The 18,329-nt window shown below is 71.1% G+C and carries 13 protein-coding genes; 9 read left to right on the top strand and 4 right to left on the bottom strand.

Features of this window, described 5'->3' with window-relative positions; genetic code table 11:
- Nucleotide 1: 1 nt before the first annotated feature.
- Nucleotides 2-2,425 carry a beta-xylosidase/alpha-l-arabinosidase gene (locus HALOF300_RS04730; protein ID WP_156739777.1) on the bottom strand — a complete coding sequence of 808 codons (2,424 nt, stop codon included), beginning with the start codon at nt 2,423-2,425 and terminating at the stop codon, nt 2-4.
- A 210-nt stretch (nt 2,426-2,635) separates the two neighbouring features.
- Here HALOF300_RS04730 and HALOF300_RS04735 point away from each other — a divergent pair, with 210 nt between their 5' ends.
- The 9 genes from HALOF300_RS04735 to purM all read left to right on the top strand — a co-directional run bounded on the left by HALOF300_RS04735 (nt 2,636) and on the right by purM (nt 16,853).
- On the top strand, nt 2,636-3,685 hold the full coding sequence (locus tag HALOF300_RS04735; RefSeq protein ID WP_156739779.1) for a LacI family DNA-binding transcriptional regulator: 1,050 nt from the start codon (nt 2,636-2,638) through the stop codon (nt 3,683-3,685).
- A gap of 120 nt (nt 3,686-3,805) precedes the next feature.
- Nucleotides 3,806-5,212 (top strand): NAD-dependent malic enzyme, encoded by a 1,407-nt coding sequence (locus HALOF300_RS04740; protein ID WP_154795937.1) that lies wholly within the window; start codon nt 3,806-3,808, stop codon nt 5,210-5,212.
- A gap of 85 nt (nt 5,213-5,297) precedes the next feature.
- Entirely contained in the window at nt 5,298-6,323 is a 1,026-nt protein-coding gene (rsgA, locus tag HALOF300_RS04745) for a ribosome small subunit-dependent GTPase A (RefSeq protein WP_231955018.1), read from the top strand.
- 193 nt (nt 6,324-6,516) lie between these two features.
- The gene (locus HALOF300_RS04750; RefSeq protein WP_156739782.1) at nt 6,517-11,379 is read left to right on the top strand and encodes an ExeM/NucH family extracellular endonuclease; all 4,863 of its coding nucleotides are present in this window, start codon (nt 6,517-6,519) and stop codon (nt 11,377-11,379) included.
- A 164-nt stretch (nt 11,380-11,543) separates the two neighbouring features.
- The gene (locus HALOF300_RS04755) at nt 11,544-11,903 is read left to right on the top strand and encodes a sterol carrier family protein (protein WP_156739784.1); all 360 of its coding nucleotides are present in this window, start codon (nt 11,544-11,546) and stop codon (nt 11,901-11,903) included.
- A gap of 67 nt (nt 11,904-11,970) precedes the next feature.
- A complete protein-coding gene (locus HALOF300_RS04760; protein ID WP_156739786.1) occupies nt 11,971-12,471 on the top strand; it encodes a hypothetical protein in 501 nt (166 codons plus the stop codon).
- A 61-nt stretch (nt 12,472-12,532) separates the two neighbouring features.
- The gene (locus tag HALOF300_RS04765; RefSeq protein WP_231955019.1) at nt 12,533-14,095 is read left to right on the top strand and encodes an RNB domain-containing ribonuclease; all 1,563 of its coding nucleotides are present in this window, start codon (nt 12,533-12,535) and stop codon (nt 14,093-14,095) included.
- A gap of 53 nt (nt 14,096-14,148) precedes the next feature.
- Nucleotides 14,149-15,732 carry an amidophosphoribosyltransferase gene (gene purF, locus HALOF300_RS04770; RefSeq protein ID WP_156739788.1) on the top strand — a complete coding sequence of 528 codons (1,584 nt, stop codon included), beginning with the start codon at nt 14,149-14,151 and terminating at the stop codon, nt 15,730-15,732.
- Nucleotides 15,729-16,853 (top strand): phosphoribosylformylglycinamidine cyclo-ligase, encoded by a 1,125-nt coding sequence (purM, locus tag HALOF300_RS04775; protein ID WP_156739791.1) that lies wholly within the window; start codon nt 15,729-15,731, stop codon nt 16,851-16,853. Before purF ends, purM begins: the two co-directional genes overlap by 4 nt.
- Before the next feature lie 335 nt (nt 16,854-17,188).
- On the opposite strand, the gene HALOF300_RS04780 is transcribed toward purM, so the two are convergent.
- The 3 genes from HALOF300_RS04780 to HALOF300_RS04790 form a co-directional block, all read right to left on the bottom strand.
- Nucleotides 17,189-17,380 carry a DUF3073 domain-containing protein gene (locus HALOF300_RS04780; RefSeq protein WP_156739792.1) on the bottom strand — a complete coding sequence of 64 codons (192 nt, stop codon included), beginning with the start codon at nt 17,378-17,380 and terminating at the stop codon, nt 17,189-17,191.
- Between the two features lie 207 nt (nt 17,381-17,587).
- Nucleotides 17,588-17,896 carry a DUF3618 domain-containing protein gene (locus HALOF300_RS04785; protein ID WP_156739795.1) on the bottom strand — a complete coding sequence of 103 codons (309 nt, stop codon included), beginning with the start codon at nt 17,894-17,896 and terminating at the stop codon, nt 17,588-17,590.
- Nucleotides 17,893-18,300 carry a phage holin family protein gene (locus HALOF300_RS04790; protein ID WP_156739796.1) on the bottom strand — a complete coding sequence of 136 codons (408 nt, stop codon included), beginning with the start codon at nt 18,298-18,300 and terminating at the stop codon, nt 17,893-17,895. Before HALOF300_RS04790 ends, HALOF300_RS04785 begins: the two co-directional genes overlap by 4 nt.
- Nucleotides 18,301-18,329 lie beyond the last annotated feature (29 nt).

Genomic DNA, 18,329 nt, shown 5'->3' on the forward strand with positions numbered 1-18,329 from the left:
GTCACTGGGTCACCTCCGCGGTTGGGTCGGCCTGTTCGATGACGACGGCGCAGCCCAGTGCGCGGTCGGGTCCGGTCTCGCGTTCGGTTCCGACGAGCCGCAGGCGTAGCGCCGCGGCGACGTCAGCGCTCGAGCGTGCGAGTCGGAGCTCTACGTCGCCCGGTTCGACGATCCGTCGTCCGGCCAGCCCGGTGAACGAGGTGAGGTCCGCCGGCACGGTGAAGCGCACCCGGGCCGCGGCGCCCGCCTCGAGCGGCACCCGGGCGAAGCCGATCAGTCGCTGCACCGGGCGGGTCACCTGGGCGACCGGGTCGTGCAGGTAGAGCTGGACGACCTCGGTACCGGCGCGCTCCCCGGTGTTGCGGACGGTCACCTCGACGATCGCGTGGCCGGTCACGTCCCACTCGGGGACGCCGTCACCATCCGCCGCGTTCACGACGGTCGCGGACTCCCAGGCGAACGAGGTGTAGGTGAGGCCGTGACCGAAGCCGAACAACGCCGTCGGGTCCAGGTTCGAGACGCCGGAGCGGGCGCCGAGCGGCGCCGTCAGGTAGGTGCCCGGACCGCCCGTGGGGCGGCGTGGCACGCTCACCGGCAGCCGCCCGGACGGAGCGACCGTCCCGGTGAGCACCTCCGCGATCGCCTGCCCGCCGAGCTGGCCCGGAAAGAACGTCTGCACGACGGCGCCTGCGCGGTCGGCGTAAGCGCCGAGCGCGTACGGGCGCCCGGCCAGCAGCACCAGGACCACCGGGGTCCCGGTCGCGAGCACGGCCTCGATGAGATCGGCCTGGATGCCGGGCAGGTGCAGGTCCTCGGCGTCGCAGCCCTCGCCCGAGGTGCCGCGCCCGAACAGCCCGGCCCGGTCGCCGACCGCCACGACGACGACGTCCGCCGCCGCTGCGACCCGGACGGCCTCCTCGAGACCCTCGGGCTCGATGTCGGTGACGTCGCACCCGCGGGCATGGCTGACGTCCAGCCCGGAGCCGGCCAGCGCGGCCCGTAGGGTCGGGATGTCCAGGCCGATCGGGTGCTCGGGATGCTGGACGCCCACGTGCGCCGGGAAGGAGTAGCAGCCGAGCATCGCCATCTCCTCGTCCGCGAGCGGGCCGACGACGGCGACCCTCGCCCCGGGCGCGAGCGGCAGGGTCCCAGCGGGGTTGCTGAGCAGAACGACCGCCTCGCGGGCCAGGCGTAGCGCGACGTCGCGCGAGTCCGCCGTGTCGAGGATGCCGTCGTCGAGCTCGCCGCCGCCCGACCCGGCGGGTTCGGGAGCGTAATCGGGGTCGAGCAGGCCGAGGTCGATCTTCTGGCGCAGCACTCGGTGCAGGGCCCGGTCCACGAGCGCGACGTCCACTCGGCCGGCCCGGAGTGCCTCGAGCAGCGGCGCTCCGAACGCGTCCACGCTCGGCAGTTCGGTGTCCACCCCGGCGTGCAGCGCCAGGCCGGCCGCCTCGCCCGGCCCGGCCGCCACCCGGTGCAGCCGCTCCAGGAACCTGACCCCGAAGTAGTCCGCGACCACGGTGCCCTCGAAGCCCCACTCCTGCCGCAACAGACCCGTGAGCAGACGCTCGTCGGCGGCAGAGGGGACACCGTCGATCTCGGTGTAGGAGTGCATCACCGACCTGGCCCCGCCCTCGCGCAGCGCCGCCTCGAACGGGGGCAGGATCACGTCGGCGAACTCGCGTGGGCCGACCGAGACCGGGGCGAGGTTGCGGCCGGCGCGGGACGCGGAGTAGCCGGCGAAGTGCTTGAGGGTGGCCACGATCCCGGTGGACTCCAGTCCGCGCACGTACGCGGCGCCGATCTCGGCGACCAGTTGCGGGTCCTCGGAGATCGTCTCCTCGGTGCGGCCCCAGCGGTAGTCGCGGGTCACGTCGAGGACCGGGGCCAGGCCCTGGTGCACGCCGACGGCACGCATCGACTCCCCGATCAGCGTCGCCATCTCGGCGACCAGGTCCGGGTCGAACGTCGCGCCCCAGGACAGCGGGACCGGGTACGCGGTGGCCTGCCAGGCTGCGAAGCCGGCGAGGCACTCCTCGTGCACCTGGGCTGGGATGCCGAACCGGTTCGCGGCCATGATCTCCCGCTGGGAACTGGCCAAGGACCGGGCTCCGGCCGCAGGCGCCACGGGTGCGGTCCCGAACGGGCGGGTCAGTTGCCCGAGACCGCCGTCGATCACGTCCGCCCAGGCGTGGTCGGTGCCGGTCATGTCCGCCTGGTGCGGGGCCACGCCGCCCCCGGAGGCGTCCGCGCCGACCCACAGGCCGACGAGTTGGCCGATCTTCTCCTCGAGCGTCATCTCGGCGATGAGGGCGTCGGCCCGTTCTGCGCTCGTGAGCAGGAGGTCGTTCCAGGGGGGTGTCGACTCGGCGGTGCCAGGCGACAGGTTCGACACAGCCGCACCCCTCGTGATCTCTGTGGTCATCGAGACCTTCCTCCACCGCACTGTGGGTCTCGGCAGCGATGCCTCGACACGAAACTTTCGGAATTGCACCGATACTTTGTGGTGGTGACTTTAGGTCGATGATGTGAGCGATGTCAACGGACGGTAGGTCACGGAACGGAAACAGGGCCTGCCTGGCCGGGTCAGGTGGTACCGTCGCAGCGAAAGTTGCGGGTAGGAGTGAGGTCAGCCATGGCGCAGTCGTCGGGTCCTGAGACGGGTCCTGAGCCGAGTGCGCCGCGCGGCAAGGCGACGATCGCGTCGATCGCAGCCGAGGCGGGGGTGTCGGTGCCGACCGTCTCGAAGGTGCTCAACGGGAGGCCGGACGTCTCCCAGAAGACACGCGAGCGGGTGGAGGAGGTCCTCGCCCGGAACAGCTACCGGCGTCGGCGTTCGAACGGCTCGGCCGGTCCCGCACTCATCGATCTGGTGTTCCACCAGCTGGGTTCTCCCTGGGCGATCGAGATCATCCGCGGGGTCGAGGCGGTCGCCGCGACCGAGCATGTCGGTGTGGTGCTCTCCGAGCTCGGTGGCAAACACCGCCCGCCGCAGGACCTCCTCGACGCTGTCCTGGCGCGGCGCCCGCTGGGGGTCGTGCTGGTCCTGTCCGGGCTCGACCGGGAACAGCGCCACCAGCTCGAGAGCCGTTCGATCCCGTTCCTGGTCGTGGACACCGACGGCGAGCCGCCGGCCGGGGTCCCCACGGTGGGCTCGAACAACTGGAGCGGCGGCCTCAGTGCGACCCGGCATCTGCTCGAGCTCGGCCACCGCCGGGTCGCGGTGATCAGCGGGCCGGCGGACGTGCTCTGCAGCCGGGCCCGGGTGGACGGCTACCGCACGGCGCATGACGAGGTCGGTATCGCGCTCGACCCGACGCTGACCCGGTACGGCGACTTCAGCGTCGACGGCGGGTACCGGTACGGGATGGAGCTGCTGAGCCTGCCGGACCGCCCGACGGCGATCTTCGCGGGCTCCGACATGCAGGCCCTCGGGGTGCTGCGAGCGGCTGACGAGCTCGGCCTGCGGGTGCCCGAGGACGTGTCGGTGGTGGGTTATGACAACCTGCCGCTGGCCGAATGGGTTGTGCCCCAGCTGACCACCGTGAATCAGCCGCTCTACGACATGGGCGCGACCGCCACCAGGATGCTGCTCGGCATCGCCAGGGGTGAGGCGCCGACCAACCGGCGCCTCGACCTCGCCGCCGAACTGGTGGTGCGCCGCTCCACGGCCCCGCTCCTCTGACTCTCGCGCCGAGCCGCGCTGCCACCACTCAGCGGCTGCGGCACAATGACGAACGGCGCTCCGATCGACGACGTGGGGCGCGAACTCCCTCCGAATGCGGTGAAGGCGGTCCAGCAGGCGATGAGTGCACCCAGCGTCAGTTACTCGATCACGGTCCGACTGGAGATGCCGGCCCGGCCGGCGGCGGTCAGCTCGATCACCACCGCCGTCGAGGAGGCCGGGGGAGTAGTCACGGCCGTCGACGTCTCCGCGTCGGGGATCGACCGCCTCCAGGTGGACGTCACCTGTGCCACCGGCGGCGAGGACGACGCCGCCCGGATCGTCGAGGCGCTCGGCACGGTCGAGGGGGTCACGATCGGGCGGGTCTCGGACCGGACGTTCCTCGCCCACCTGGGCGGCAAGATCGAGATCCAGCCCAAGATGCAGATCCGCCACCGCGACGACCTCTCGCTCATCTACACCCCGGGCGTCGGGCGGGTCTCGCAGCAGCTCGCCGCCCACCCCGAGGACGCGGTCCGGCTCACCATCAAGCGCAACACGGTGGCCGTCGTGACGGACGGGTCGGCCGTGCTCGGCCTCGGCAACATCGGCCCGATCGCGGCGCTGCCGGTGATGGAGGGCAAGGCGGCCCTGTTCAAGCGGTTCTCCGGGATCGACGCGTTCCCGCTCTGTCTGGACACCCAGGACGTCGACGAGATCGTCCGCACCGTGAAGATCGTGGCGCCGGTGTTCGCCGGCATCAACCTGGAGGACATCTCCGCGCCGCGGTGCTTCGAGGTCGAGGACCGGCTCCGCGCCGAGCTCGACATCCCGGTGTTCCACGACGACCAGCACGGCACCGCCATCGTCGCCGTCGGCGCCCTCACGAACGCGCTCAAGGTGGTCGGCAAGGACATCGGCGACGTCCGGATCGTGCAGTCCGGGGCGGGCGCCGCCGGCTCGGCGATCCTGCGTCTGATGCTCGCCGCCGGGGCGCGGGACGTGGTGCTCGCGGACGTCGAGGGCATCATCCGGGCCGACCGGCCGAACTTGGAACCGACCCTCGCCTGGATCGCGGAGGCGACCCAGGGGGACCGGTACGGCGCCACCCTGACCGAGGCCATGGTCGGCGCGGACGTGTTCATCGGCGTCTCCGCACCGAATCTGCTCACCGAGGCGGACATCGCCGCGATGGCGCCGAACTCGATCGTGTTCGCGATGGCGAACCCGGTGCCCGAGGTGGACCCGGCGATCGCGACCCGGCACGCCGCCGTCGTGGCCACCGGCCGCAGCGACTTCGCGAACCAGATCAACAACGTCCTCGCGTTCCCCGGCGTCTTCCGCGGCCTGTTGGACGCCCGGTCGACGCGCATCACCGACGACATGCTGCTCGCCGCCGCGCACGCCCTCGCGGGCGTGGTGACCGCCGACGAGCTCAACGCGACCTACATCGTCCCCAGCGTGTTCCATCCGCACCTGCACACCGCGATCGCGGCTGCTGTGAAGGCGGCCGCCGAGGCCGATCCGACGGCGGTCGCACCGGACTGATCCGCGGCCGTCCGCGAGCGCTCGTGCGGGGTGCGGGTGCGGACCCGCGTCAAATTCCCTTGCCGGGCTGCCTACCGTCGGTGGTGTGGACGAAGGTGGCACAGGCACTGACGAGGGGCGGATCTCCCGGGTGGACCGGGGTTCGGTCTGCGTCCTGCTGCCCGCGGCAGGTCCGCGCGAGGAACCGGCGGAGCTGACCATCGCCACCGGCCGGGACGGCACGCTGCCGGCCGTGGTCGGCGACCCGCTGCACCCCGCAGTCGGGGACCGGGTGGTGTTCGACGGCGCCCGGACGCTGGTCGCGCCGCGCACGAGTGAGCTCGCCCGGGACGGGTCGGACCGCACGTCCGTGGAGCAGGTGATCGCCGCGAACGTCGATGTGGTCGTCATCGTCGAGCATCTCGAGCCGGCACCGTCGCTGGGACGCCTGGAACGGATGCTCACGATCGCGTGGCGCTCCGGCGCCATCCCATTGGTGGTCCTGACCAAGGCGGACCTGGTATCCGACGCTGCGCACTGGGTCACCGAGGCCGGCGCCGTCGCTCCGGGCGTCGGCGTGGTCGCCATCAGCGCGAGCACCGGTGCCGGGCTCGACGACCTCGAGGTGCACCTGGGCGAGGCGCAGACCCTGGTGCTGATCGGTCCCTCCGGTGCCGGCAAGTCGACGCTGGTCAACGCGCTCGCGGGTGCGGACGTCATGGTCACCGGTGTGGTCCGCGGCGACGGCCGCGGGATGCACACGACCACCCACCGTCAGCTGGTGCCGCTGCCCGGCGGCCGCCTCCTGATCGACACCCCGGGGTTGCGGTCGGTGGGCATCGTGGCCACCGAGGAGGCCGTCGCCGCCACCTTCGAGGACATCGCCGCCCTCGTCGAACTGTGCCGGTTCAACGACTGCGCGCACGAGCGGGAGCCGGGCTGCGCCGTCGTCGCGGCACTCGATGCCGGGGAGCTCAGCGAGCGACGCTTCGAGTCCTGGCGCAAGCTCCAGCGCGAGGCGCGCCGTCAGGCCGCCCGCGCGGACCACCGGATCGCCGCCGAGCAACGGCGCCAGGTCCGCTCCCGTGGTCGCGACGCCAGGGAGGCGTCTCGGATCAAGTCCCGGCGCTGACCGGAGCCGGGGGACGCCGTCCGGCACGGACGCGGATGAACCGCGACCATCGAACACCACGAGTCCGTTGAACGTTCCATGACCCGGCGGTGAACTCACCCGCCGAGGGAGCTGAATCCCTTCCTAGTGTCACCTGGGGGCGCTACCGTGCCGGGTACCCCTGTTATCTGGATCACACAAAGGATGCCCCCACATGTCACCATCCTCCAGGGGCGGACGCAGGCATGCGTTCCGCCCGATAGCAACGATCACGACACTCGCGCTCGCGAGTCTCGGCGCCGCGGTCCCCGCGTTCGCCGCACCACAGGACGACCCCAGCAGCGCCTCGGCCGGACTCTCCTCGGGGGATGAGAGTGCCGCGAGCTTCGTGCAGACCGATGGGTCGATCTTCATCAGCGAGATCCACTATGACAACGCGGGCACCGACGCCCGCGAGTTCATCGAGATCCAGGCGCCGGCCGGCACCAGCCTGAACCGCTGGACGGTGGTGCTCTACGGCGCCGACGGCGTCGCCTACAACACCTCGAACGTCCGCGGCTCGGCGAGCAACGGCACGGTGGTCGTCAACTACGGCTCCGAGTCCATCGTCAACGGCACGGGTGGCTTCGCCCTGGTGAACCCCGACGGCGGCGTCGTCGAGTTCGGTTCCTACGGCGGATCCATCACCGCGGCCGACGGCCCGGCGGCCGGTCTGGCCAGCACCGACCTGGGCGTGCAGCAGGCCGAGACCGAGCGTGGCCTGACGCTACAGCGGATCGGCACCACGTGGACCGGCCCGGTCGCGATCACGCAGGGCGCGCTGAACCCGGAGCCGGAGCCCGAGGTCGAAGCGTTCATCAGCGAGATCCACTACGACAACGCCGGTGCCGACACCGGCGAGGCCATCGAGGTCCAGGCGACTGTCGGGGCGGACCTGACCGGCTGGACCCTGGTCCTGTACAACGGCAACGGCGGCAACAGCTACGACACCGACCCGGTCGGCGGCGTGGTGCCGGACGCGGGCGTCCTGGTCGTGAACTACCCGACCGACGGCGTCCAGAACGGCTCGCCCGACGGCGTCGCGCTCGTGGACGCGGACGGCAACCTCGTCGAGTTCCTCACCTACGAGGGCACGTTCACCGCGAACAACGGACCGGCGGCCGGGGTGGCCGGCACCGACATCGGTGTCAGCGAGGCCAGTTCCACTCCGATCGGTCAGTCCCTGCAACTCATCGACGGTGTCTGGACCGGCCCGGCGACGAGCTCGTTCGGGGCCATCAACACCGCCGACGATCCGGGCGAGCCGGGTGAGCCCGGCGAGGACACCCACACGATCGCGCAGATCCAGGGCACCGGCGATGCCTCCCCGGTGGTCGGTCAGACCGTGACCACCACCGGCGTGGTCACTGCCGCGTACCCGACCGGTGGCTTCAACGGCTACTACCTCCAGACCGCGGGCAGCGGTGGGGACGTGGATCCGAGTACTCGGACCGCCTCCGACGCCGTGTTCGTGTTCTCGGCGGCCACCGTGGCCAACGTGCAGATCGGTGACCATGTCCAGGTGACCGGGACGGTCGTCGAGTTCAACGGCCTCACCGAGATCACCGTCGCAGCCGGCGGAGCCGTGGTACTGGACACCCCGGCCGAGGCGGTCAAGCCGATCGAGGCATTCGCCCTGCCCGGCACCGACGTCGAGCGCGAGGTCTTCGAGGGCATGCTCGTCGCCCCGGTGGCCGACTACGTCGTCTCCGACACCTACGCCCTCGGCGGCTTCGGCACGACCCGCTTCGGGTCCATCGGGCTCGGCCTCGGCGGACCGCTCGTGCAGGAGACCGACGTCGCACTGCCCGGCACACCCGAGTTCGACGCCGTTGCGGCCGACAACGCCGCCCGCGCGATCACGCTCGACGACGGCCAGTCCAACCGCACGGACCCCAGCGCTGAGGTTCCCTACCTGACCGGCGCGCCGGACACGCGCACCGGCGTCGGGCTCACGTTCGTCAGCCCGGTCATCGTGGACTTCCGGTTCCAGTGGAACTTCCAGCCGACGAGTCCCGTCGACGGCAACGCCGACGACGTGGTGCTGTTCAACACGGGCAACACCCAGGCGGCCAACGCCACCCCGCAGGATGTGGGCGGCGACCTCACCATCGCCACCTTCAACGTGCTGAACTACTTCACCACCCTCGGCGCGGACCTGCCCGGATGCGTGCCCTTCACCGACCGGGACGGCAACCCGATCACGGTCAACACCGGCTGTGACGCCCGGGGCGCCTGGGACGAGGCCAACCTCCAGCGCCAGCAGGACAAGATCGTCGCGGCGATCAACGGACTCGGTGCGGACGTGGTCTCCCTCGAGGAGATCGAGAACTCGGCGCAGTTCGGGCAGGACCGGGACGCCGCGCTCGCGACCCTAGTCGACGCCCTGAACGCCGACGCCGGTGCCGGCACCTGGGCGTTCGCGCCCTCGCCGGCGGTGCTTCCGGATCTCGCCGATCAGGACGTCATCCGGAACGCGTTCATCTACAAGCCGGCCAGCGTCGAGCTCGCCGGTGAGTCGGTCGTGCTGGTCGGCTCGGCGGCGTTCGACAACGCTCGTGAGCCGCTCGCCCAGGCGTTCACCGCCGTCGGCACCGACTATACGTTCCTGGCCGTGACGAACCACTTCAAGTCCAAGGGAGGCGACTGCGGCGACCTGCCGGAGGGCTGCTTCGACGCGGACCGGGTGGCTCAGGCGCAGGCGCTGACGGTGTTCGCGCAGGAGGTGGCCGACGCCGCCGAGGTGGAGGACATCTTCCTGCTCGGTGACTTCAACTCCTACGGCGCGGAGAACCCGGTCGTCGCACTGGAGGACGCCGGCTACACGAATCTGAACACCGAGGAGACCACCTACGTCTTCGACGGCAAGGTCGGTTCGCTCGACCACGTGTTCGGAAACGCGTCAGCACTGGAGCAGGTCACCGGCGTGGACGTGTGGAGCATCAACTCGGTCGAGTCGGTGCTCGCGGAGTACTCGCGCTACAACTACTTCGCCAGCGAGCACTTCGAGGCCGGGACGCAGTTCCGGGCCTCGGACCACGACCCGATCATCGTCGGGATCGACGTGCCGGAGACGGTGACGCCCACGGTCGACATCAACCTCCTCTCGATCAACGACTTCCACGGCCGGATCGAGGCGAGCGGTGAGTCCGCGGGTGGCGCGGTCCTGTCCTGCGCGGTGGACTCGTTCCGGACGCAAAACCCGAACACCCTGTTCGTCTCCGCCGGGGACAGCATCGGGGCGTCCACGTTCACCTCGTTCATCCAGCAGGACCAGCCCACGATCGATGTGCTGAACACGATCGGCCTGGACGTCTCGGCGTTCGGCAACCACGAGTTCGACCAGGGTCAGGACGACGTGAACGACCGGGTCATCCCGGCGTCGAACTGGCCATACGTGGCCGCGAACATCGTGGACGCCAACGGGGACCCCGTGTACGACCCGTACACGATCCTCGACGTCGACGGCATCTCGGTCGGCTTCATCGGTGCGATCACCGAGGAGATGCCCGCCCTGGTCTCCCCGGCCGGCATCGAGGGCCTGACGTTCTCCGACATGGGTGAGGCGGTCAACTCCTACTCCGCTCAGCTCTCCGACGGAGACGACGCCAACGGCGAGGCGGACGTGATCGTGGTGCTCGTGCACGACGGTGCGTCCTCCCCGGACCTGTCCGGCGCCGACGGCACGCCGTACGGTGACCTGGTCGCCGGCGCGGACTCCAACATCGACGCGATCATCTCCGGGCACACCCACACCGCCTACACGCACGACGTGGATGGCATGTGGGTCACCCAGACCGGCCAGTACGGCGAGGCCATGGGCAACCTGGCCCTGACCGTGGACCGGGCCACCGGTGAGGTCACCGCTGCCACCGCCGAGAACGTGGACCTGGTCCCCGTTGCCGGCAACCCGACGGCAACCCCGCCGATCCCGCGGCAGACGTACTGCGAGGGTGACCCGGCGGTCCAGGAGATCGTCGACGAGGCCGTGGCCGTCGCCGACGAGCTCGGTGCGGTGCCGCTCGGCGAGATCACCGCGGACTTCAACCGGGCCCGTCAGACGAACGGTTCGGAGAACCGCGGTGGCGAGTCCACCCTCGGGAACTTCGTCGCGGACGTCCAGCTCTGGGCGGCGCAGCGGACCAACCCGAACGCTCAGATCGCCTTCATGAACCCGGGCGGCCTGCGGGCGGACATGACGTACGCCGCCTCCGGCAACGAGGGCGACGGCGTGCTCACCTACCGTGAGGCGGCGATCGTCCAGCCGTTCGCGAACACCCTGGTCACCACCGTGCTCACCGGTGACCAGCTCGCCCAGGTGCTCGAGGAGCAGTGGCAGCCCAGCGGTGCCTCCCGGCCGTTCCTGCGGCTCGGTGCCTCGGCCGGGTTCCTCTTCACCTACGACCCGAACGCCGCGGTCGGCGAGCGGATCCTGGACATGACCCTGAACGGGGAGCCGATCGATCCGGCCGGTCAGTACACGGTCGTGGTGAACTCGTTCCTCGCATCCGGCGGTGACAACTTCGCGACCCTCGGTGAGGGCACGAACACCCAGGACTCCGGCCAGAGCGACCTCGTCGCCATGGTGGACTACATGGCGGCGTTCGGGTCCGCGACGCCGGACCTCGCACAGCGCGGCGTCGGGGTCAGCTGGGTCTCCGACCCGGCGGCCGAGTACGCGGCCGGTGACGAGATCGCCCTGGACCTGTCCTCGCTGGCATTCTCGGCCGGTGAGCCGGTTCCGGCGGAGGTCGTGATCACCCTCGGTGGCGAGCAGGTCGGCACCGCGGCGGTCGACCCGGCCATCGTCGACACCACCGACGAGGTCGGCCAGGCGCAGGTGCGGGTGACCGTGCCGGATGGCCTGGAGGGCACCGTCGATCTGGTCATCAGCGATGACAACGGGACCTCGGTGACCACCACCGTCACGGTGGCGGCCGACGAGGAGCCCGAGGAGCCGTCGTCCCCGTGGGAGGCGTTCGCCCGCTTCCTCTGGGCACTGCTGAAGTTCCTCTTCCCGTGGTGGCCGTGGCCGTGATGAGCCCGGGCCGGGCCTCCTGGAGGTCCTAGCCCGGTAGGCGAGCCGACGCCCGGTCCCACCCCGCGAGGGTGTGGGGCCGGGCGTTCGGTCGTTCGGCAACGAATTCTCGTTGCGGTTTGAGTGGGCCGAGGACCGGCGGTTGGACGGGTAGGTTCTCTGCCATGGCACGACGGCGGATCGGCACCGAGCAGGGGCAGGCGGCACTGTCCGCATGGCGGACCGCCGGAGCGCGGTCCGCGCCGGCCGACGTGCGTACCGCGGTGCGGTACAGCCTCGAGGAGCTCGGTGAGGTGGCGCCCGGCAACTCGGTCGAGGTGCGGGTCCCACCGGCCGGCGTCGTGCAGGCCATCGAGGGACCACGGCACACCCGCGGCACCCCGCCGAATGTGGTGGAGATGGATCCACAGACCTGGCTCGGCCTGGCCACGGGCGAGCTGGCCTGGGCCGACGGCGTCGCGTCGGGCCGGGTCAGAGCCTCCGGGCAGCGCGCGGACCTGAGCGCGGTGCTCCCGCTGTTCTGACGGGGTAGCCGGACGCGGGGTGTTCCCGCGTTCTCCGGTCGCATTGCGGGCGGGTAACGTCTCAGGCATGAGCACGTTGGAACAGGGCGACACCGAGCCCGACGGCGAACGGGAGCCGGTCCCGCCCGTCCCCTCGGCATTGCCCACCCCGGTCGCGGCGGAGGATGGTGAGGCTCCGGTCGACCAGCCCGCGGTGCTGGACTCCGACGTGGTCGCCAAGCAGCGCTCCGACGACGGCCCCGCCGCGGACGAACCGGCGCCGGCCTGGGCCGAGTCCGCCGAGCAGGTCTCGGACACCACCGACCTCGATCTGGCCGCGATCGCCGACCGGAGCCGCGTCCGCCGGGCGCCGCGGTTCGGCCGGTTCGCAGGCTTCGGCATCGCCCTCGGGATCATCATCGCCTTCGCCTTGTCCCGGCTCGGCGAACCGACCGAGTACCTGGACCGGGGCGGCATGTTCATCCTGCTGATGGCGATGCTCGCCCCGTTCGGCGCTCTGGTCGCGTGCCTGATCGCGGTGCTGTTGGATCGGACCAGCAAGCGTCACCTGGACACCGACCAGCACTGACCGCGGCCGCGCCGCGGCCGCTGGAGCACCGCAGCACCGACCCGATCCAGAGGAGCCCGACGTGCCCCGTCGTACCGTTCACCTCGACTCCGCGGCCACCCAGACGGTGGGACCGGCGCTCGCCGAGATCCGCAAGGAACTGGAGGTCCCAGGCCCGTTCACCGAGGAGGCGGTCACCGAGGCGGAGGCCGCGGCCGCGGCGGCACCGACGGGTGGCCTGGACGCCACGGACGTCGAGTTCGTGACCATCGACCCGCCCGGCGCGAAGGACCTCGATCAGGCGCTGCACCTGGCCCGCCAGGGAGACGGCTACCTGGTCCGATACGCGATCGCGGACCCGGCGTCGTTCGTGACGCCGGGCGGCGCCATCGACACCGAGCTCGCCGACCGGGGCGTGACGTTCTACGGCCCGGACGGCTCGATCACGCTGCACCCGCCGGTGCTCTCCGAGGGGGCCGCGAGCCTGCTCGAGAACGTCGAACGGCCTGCCTGCCTGTGGGAGATCGTTCTCGATGCCACCGGTGAGATCACGTCGGCGAAGGTCTACCGGGCCCGGGTGCGTAGCCGCGAGCAGCTCACCTACGACGAGGTCCAGGAGCGCATCGACGCCGGCACCGCGAGCGATTCGCTCGCCCTGCTGGCCGTGGTCGGCGGGCTGCGCCAGGAGCGGGAGCGGGCCCGCGGCGGGGTGTCCCTGGAGATCCCCGAGCAGGAGGTCGACGTCGACGACGGCGGCTACCGCCTCGAATACCGCGCCACGTTGCCGGTGGAGGAGTGGAACGCGCAGATCTCCCTGCTCACCGGGATCGCCGCGGCGGGCCTCATGAGGGGCAAGCGGGCCGGGATCTTCCGCACCCTGGAGCAGGCAGACCCCCGCGACGTGAAGCGGCTGCGCCGGGCCGCCCACGGTCTCGGCATCGACTGGCCGGCCGGCGCCTCCTACGGCGACGTGCTGGCGACCCTCGACGGAGGGGTCCCGGCCCACGCCGCGTTCGCCCAGGAGGCGACGTCCCTGTTCCGCGGCGCCGGCTATCTCGCCTTCGACGGGGAGCTGCCGCCGACGTCCGAGCACGCGGCGATCGCCGCCGAGTACGCCCACGTCACCGCGCCGCTGCGCCGGTTGGTGGACCGGTACGGGCTCGAGGTGTGCCTCGCGGCCACGGCCGGGACCGACGTGCCGGACTGGGTCCGCGAGGCGCTGCCGGGGCTCCCCAAGATCATGAACCGGTCCGGGCAGCGCGCGAACTCCTACGAGCGGGCCTGCGTGGACCTCATCGAGGCGGTGCTGCTGCAGCCGCGGGTGGGGGAGACCTTCGACGGGGTGATCGTCGACCTGAACGAGCGCCGCAACGGCAAGAGCGCACGCAACGGCGGCAACGGGACCGCTGGCGACGCCACGAGTGGCAGGAACGGAACCGGCCGCGGCGGCGACGCCCTGGCAGCCGACGCAACCGCCGCCGTCGTACCGGACGTTGTGCAGGAGGGCACCGTGGTGATCGCCGACCCGGCCGTCCGCGCGAGCGTGACCGGCGCGAACCTGCCGCTCGGCGAGTCCGTGCGAATCCGCCTGACCATCGCGGACCCGGGCTCACGGGAGGTCCGGTTCGAACTCGTCGGCGACTGAGGCCGCGCGGCTCCGGAGTTCGCGACGCCGGGTGCCTGTGGGACGATAGGCGCGTGGTACGCGGAGATGGTCGGCTGTCGCATGAACTCCTCCCAGGCGAGAAGGGCCCGCAGGACGCTTGTGGCGTCTTCGGGGTCTGGGCCCCGGGTGAGGAGGTGGCGAAGCTCACCTACTTCGGGCTCTACGCCCTGCAGCACCGCGGCCAGGAGTCGGCCGGGATCGCGACCAGCAACGGTCAGCAGATCCTCGTCTACAAGGACATGGGCCTGGTGTCCCAGGTCTTCGACGACATGTCGCTGCGGACGCTCACCGGTCACATCGCGCTCGGCCACGCCCGCTACTCCACGACCGGTGCGAGCACCTGGGAGAACGCGCAGCCGACCCTCGGGCCCACGTCGTCGGGCACCGTGGCCCTCGGACACAACGGCAACCTGACCAACACAGGCGAACTCATCGCCCTCGTCGGCGAGCGCTACGGGCCGGAGCAGCGCAAGAAGCTGCTCGACGGCGGAGCCTCCGACACGATGGTGCTCACGGCGCTGCTCTCGGGGGACCCCGAGCACACGCTCGAGATGACGGCGGCCGAGGTGCTGCCGCGGGTGCGTGGCGCGTTCTCGCTGGCGTTCATGGACGAGCACGCTCTCTACGCCGCTCGTGACCCGCAGGGGGTCCGCCCGCTCGTGCTCGGCCGGCTGGAGCGCGGCTGGGTGGTCGCCTCGGAGACCGCGGCGCTGGACATCGTGGGCGCCTCGTTCGTGCGCGAGGTGGAGCCCGGTGAGCTGATCGTCATCGACGAGGACGGGCTGCGCACGCAGCGGTTCGCCGAGGCGTCGCCGAAGGGCTGCGTGTTCGAGTACGTGTACCTGGCCCGGCCGGACACCGCGATCGCCGGCAAGTCGGTGAACGCCGCCCGGGTGGCGATGGGCCGTGCGCTCGCGAAGGAGCACCCGGTGGACGCGGATCTGGTGATCCCGGTGCCGGAGTCCGGCACCCCGGCGGCCATCGGCTACGCGACCGAGTCCGGCATCCCGTTCGCACAGGGGCTCACCAAGAACGCCTACGTGGGCCGCACCTTCATCCAGCCGAGCCAGACCATCCGCCAGCTCGGCATCCGGCTCAAGCTGAACCCGTTGCGCGAGGTCATCGCAGGCAAGCGCCTGGTGGTCGTGGACGACTCGATCGTGCGCGGCAACACCCAGCGCGCGCTCGTGCGGATGCTGCGCGAGGCGGGGGCTGCCGAGGTGCACATCCGGATCTCCTCGCCGCCGGTGAAGTGGCCGTGCTTCTACGGCATCGACTTCGCGACCAGGGCCGAGCTGATCGCGAACGGCCTGAGCGTGGACGAGATCGGCCACGGTCTCGGTGCGGACTCGCTCGGCTACATCAGTCTCGAGGGCATGATCCGGGCGACGGAGCAGCCGGCGTCCAAGCTCTGTGCCGCGTGCTTCACCGGGAAGTACCCGATCGAGATCTCCGAGTACGGCGCGTCGGTGCAACTGTCCGAGCAGACCGAGCTGCCGATCCTGGACGCCCCCGGTGGCGGCCTGGGCCGCGAGCACAGGCTCGGCGCACCGGAGGACGGACTCACCTCGCTGACGGTCGCCAGCGGCGGCGCCGGGGCGCTGATGCACCCGTGAGCGACCAGGCTGCCCCCGTCACGTACGCCTCCGCCGGTGTGGACACGCACGCCGGTGACAAGGCCGTGGAACTGATGAAGGACGCCGTGCGGGCCACGCACGGCCCGCAGGTGCTCGGTGGTGTCGGCGGGTTCGCCGGCCTGTACGACGCCAGCGCCCTGCTGAGGTACCGCAAGCCGCTGCTGGCCACGTCGACCGACGGCGTGGGCACCAAGGTCGCCATCGCCCAGGCGATGGACATCCACCACACCATCGGTTACGACCTGGTCGGGATGGTGATCGACGACATCGTCGTGGTCGGCGCGAAGCCCTTGTTCATGACGGACTACATCGCGTGCGGGAAGGTGGTCCCGGAGCGGATCGCCGACATCGTCCGCGGTATCGCCGGTGCCTGCGAGGTGGCTGGCGCCGCGCTCGTCGGTGGCGAGACCGCCGAGCACCCCGGCCTGCTCGAGCCCGACGAGTACGACGTGGCCGGCGCCGCCACCGGCGTGGTGGAGGCCGACGCGCTGCTCGGCCCGGAGCGGGTCCGCGCCGGTGACGTGCTGATCGCCCTGGGAGCGAGCGGGCTGCACTCCAACGGTTACTCCCTCGTGCGCCGGGTGATCTCGCTGGCCGGGTGGGAGCTGGACCGCGACGTGCCGGAGTTCGGGCGCACCCTCGGGGCAGAGCTGCTCGAGCCGACCCGGGTCTACGCCGCCGACTGCCTCGCGCTCGCGGCCGATCCGGGCGCGGGTGTGCACGCGTTCACCCACGTCACCGGTGGCGGGCTCGCCGCGAACCTGGCCAGGGTGCTCCCGGAGGGCCTCGTGGCCACCGTGGACCGGTCGTCCTGGGTGGTGCCGGCCGTGTTCGACGTGGTCCGCCGGCTCGGGTCGGTGCCCTGGACGGACCTGCAGAACACCCTCAACCTCGGCGTCGGCATGGTGGCCGTGGTCGATGCGAACGGGGTCGACGCCGCGCTCACCAGATGTCGCGAACTCGGGCTGCCCGCGTGGGAGCTGGGCACGATCGCGGCGGCGGAGGACCTCGACGCCGACGGGTCGGCCGAGGTGATCTCCGGGACGAAGGGCGTGCATGGAGGCGGCGTGCGCCTGGTGAACGACTACCGGACGTCCTGACCCCAGTGCGCAGCGCCTGACGCCGCTCCGTGCGGCCTGCCCAACCGCAAATATTCGCGAGAGCGGTGTGATTACGACGTACCCGGTACGTCGGAATCGCACCCACCAGGTCGCCAGCACCACCAACAGCAGCAATGCCGGGCGGGCCTCCGGGTCGCCGGCGGCGTGGGTCACCTATGGTCTGGCGCTGGTCACGCCGAGCGGACCGCGCGGTGGACCACCGCGATCGGGACGGCGCGACCGAGGCGCCGACCCGCCGCCGGACGGCGGCGCGCCTCGATGGCGCTACCTACGCACGTGGGCCCAGTGTGCCGGGCCCTCACCCGATGAGTGGATCAGTTGCGCCGCGACTGCGGCGACCACTCGTCCTCGTCATCAGCGGGCGGTACCTCGTACCGGTCCGCGAGGTCGGTCTGGGTCGGACTTGTCAGCTCGCGTTCGAGCGCGCTGTAGTCGGTCTCGGGGCTGTAGTACTTCAGCTGCCGAGCGACCTTGGTCTGCTTCGCCTTTTGACGGCCGCGCCCCATGGCGTGACCCCCTCCGCTTTGGTGCCGGTGTCACACCGTCCGAGGACGTAGTGACGACCGGGAGTGGGTTATCTGTCGTGGGACCCACCGTACCTTGTCACGGCGGCGATGGGCGAACCCGTTTGGTGGAACGGATGCCGTAGCACCGCTATTCCGCTAACGGAGAAACGCGCCGCACCGGGCCGGGACGGCGCGCTCCGCCGTAGGTCAGCGACTACGTCGCAGGACCGAGATCCCAACGATCGCGGCGACCACCGCGGCCGCCGCACCGACGATGCCGAGCGCTCTGGGCTCTTTGGCCTTCACGTCTTCGGCGAACGCCTTGGCCTGCTCGGTGGTGCTGTCCGCGAGGTTCTTGGCCTGATCCTTGAGGTCGCGGACCTGGCGGCGCGGGTCGACCCTGTTGGTCAGCTCGTCCATGTTCTTGGTGATCTCGGCGCGGGTGCGCAGCAGGTCGGCCTCGATCTCGGCGGCCGTGCGCTTGCGGGTCTCCGGCTTGTCCTGCTCGGTGCTCACGACTTGACTCCCGCCTTGATGGCCTCGATGTCCTTCATCACATTCTCCTTCGTCTGCGGGCCCGGCGTGCTCTTCAGCGCGGCACGTCCGGCCAGGCCGGCGATCGCGGCGATCAGGAGGACGACGCCGGCGACGATCAGGGCAGCGGCCCAGTCGGGCAGCACCGTCGCGAGGCCGAACATGGCGGCGGTGAGGAGCCAGCCGAGACCGAAGAGGGCGAACACCCCGGCGACCGCGAAGAGCGCGCCGGTCACGCCGAAGGACTTGCCCTTCTCGGCCAGCTGGGCCTGGGCGAGCTGGAGCTCGTCGCGGACGAGGGTCGAGAAGTTCTCGGTGAGCTTGCCGACCAACTGGCCGATGGACGGTTCACTGGCCTCGGGCGGGGGTGTTCTGCTGTCAACCACCGTGACTCACCTCTCAATGGACTCGCGGC

Origin of the sequence: Occultella aeris, from assembly GCF_902703175.1 — a bacterium.
In the GTDB taxonomy this organism is placed as follows: domain Bacteria; phylum Actinomycetota; class Actinomycetes; order Actinomycetales; family Beutenbergiaceae; genus Occultella; species Occultella aeris.

Coding starts and splice junctions, on each gene's coding strand:
- HALOF300_RS04730 (WP_156739777.1), bottom strand. CDS start 2,425: ATGACCACAGAGATCACGAGGGGTGCGGCTGTGTCGAACCTGTCGCCT.
- HALOF300_RS04750 (WP_156739782.1), top strand. CDS start 6,517: ATGTCACCATCCTCCAGGGGCGGACGCAGGCATGCGTTCCGCCCGATA.
- HALOF300_RS04780 (WP_156739792.1), bottom strand. CDS start 17,380: ATGGGGCGCGGCCGTCAAAAGGCGAAGCAGACCAAGGTCGCTCGGCAG.
- HALOF300_RS04735 (WP_156739779.1), top strand. CDS start 2,636: ATGGCGCAGTCGTCGGGTCCTGAGACGGGTCCTGAGCCGAGTGCGCCG.
- HALOF300_RS04755 (WP_156739784.1), top strand. CDS start 11,544: ATGGCACGACGGCGGATCGGCACCGAGCAGGGGCAGGCGGCACTGTCC.
- HALOF300_RS04740 (WP_154795937.1), top strand. CDS start 3,806: ATGAGTGCACCCAGCGTCAGTTACTCGATCACGGTCCGACTGGAGATG.
- HALOF300_RS04760 (WP_156739786.1), top strand. CDS start 11,971: ATGAGCACGTTGGAACAGGGCGACACCGAGCCCGACGGCGAACGGGAG.